The following is a 1,442-nucleotide window of genomic DNA, read 5'->3' as shown; positions in this document are numbered from 1 at the left end:
AGCCGATGCTCGCCAGGGTGCCGTTCGCGTTGTAGCTGTAGCTGACCTGCTGCACGCTGCCGTTCGCGAGGGTCTGCTTCTTGAGGGTCACGCGGCCGAAGGCATCGCGGGTGTACTCGGTGGTTCCGCTGCGGTCGAGGATCTCCGAGAGATAGCCCTTGCTGTTCGCGCTCAGGTCGTAGCGCAAGGTGGTGGTCTTGCCGTCGGCGAAGACGAGGCCGGTGGGACGGCCGAGGGCATCGCGGGTGATGGTGGTGGCCTGGCCGAGGGCGTCAGTGATTCGACTGGGCAGGCCTAAGGCGTCGTACTGGGTACTGGCTCTGCCGGTGTCGGCGCTGGCCTCCGCGGTGGCATTCCCTTGGGCATCGCGGGCATAGCTGGTGGCCACGCCCTTGAAGTCCTTGGCTTCGGTGATGGCATCGAGGGCGTTGTACTTGAGGGTGGCGCTGGCGTTGGCCGCATCGATCGCGGCGTTGACGCGGCGCAGCGCGTCCAGGCTGTACTGGATGCTTTGGTTCAGGCCGTTGGTCTCTCTGTTCAGGTCACCATTGTTGTCATAGCTAAAACTGCTTGTTTGATTGAAACCTTCAGTCTTAGAAGACAAGCGGTTGAGGCTATTTATGGCGTAGACGACGTTCCAAGCTATGGCTCCGGCGCTGTTCTTGATCTGTTCGGCGGTGCGGTTGCCCATGGCGTCCAGGATGTATATACCGGACTCGCCGCGGTTGTTGCTCCAGCCAATCGGTCGGTGGGCGGGGTCGTAGACATAGGTGACGGCCAAGCCGTCAGGCAGGGTGATGGATTCAACGCCGCCGTAGGGCTTATAAGTGATCGTGGTGGTATGACCGCCGACGGTCTGCGTCAGCAGGCGGTCACGCAGGTCGAAGGTGTAGGTGGTGGCAAGGCCGTTGGAGGCAGTGGTGCCGACCACGCGGTTGGCGCCGTCGTAGGTGTAACTGGTGACGTGACCCAGGGCGTTGGTGGTCGTAAGGACGTTGCCCCTCGGGTCGTAGGTGTAGCTAGTGACGGCGCCATTCGGCTCGATCGTTGTCTTGACAAGCTGCGACGCGTTGTAGATCCATTGCCAGCGCTGTGCATTGTTGGTCGCCGTATCGGTGATGGTCTTGGACAACATGTTGCCCAAGGCATCGTAGGTATAGGCGGTGGTGCGGCCGACCTCGGTTACCAGGACGGGCAGACTGAAGTTGGTGTGCCACTGAGTAGTGGTGGTCTGTGCCTCCGGAAAACCCGCAGCCCGTGTGGCAGACAAGAGCAAGCGTCGAATGACATCCCACGTTTTGACAGTGGGCACACTGCTGAAGTCGGTCTCTGACGTGATGAGACCGAGAGCATCTTGTGTTCGTGCTGCCGCATCGGACTCGCCAAGACCGGAAGGCAGGGACCCACCCGTGACCGCAAGTTTGCCTTGGGCCGTCTTGTAG

General features: G+C 61.3%; 1 pseudogene. It reads right to left on the bottom strand.

The features are described from left to right. Nucleotides 1-1,442, bottom strand: a pseudogene (locus tag AC04MI_RS25140) (hypothetical protein); the annotation flags it as partial.

Source organism: Acidovorax sp. LjRoot204, from assembly GCF_056175785.1.
The sequence above is the reverse complement of the archived record's forward strand: the minus strand, read 5'-3'. Positions and strand labels throughout refer to the sequence as shown.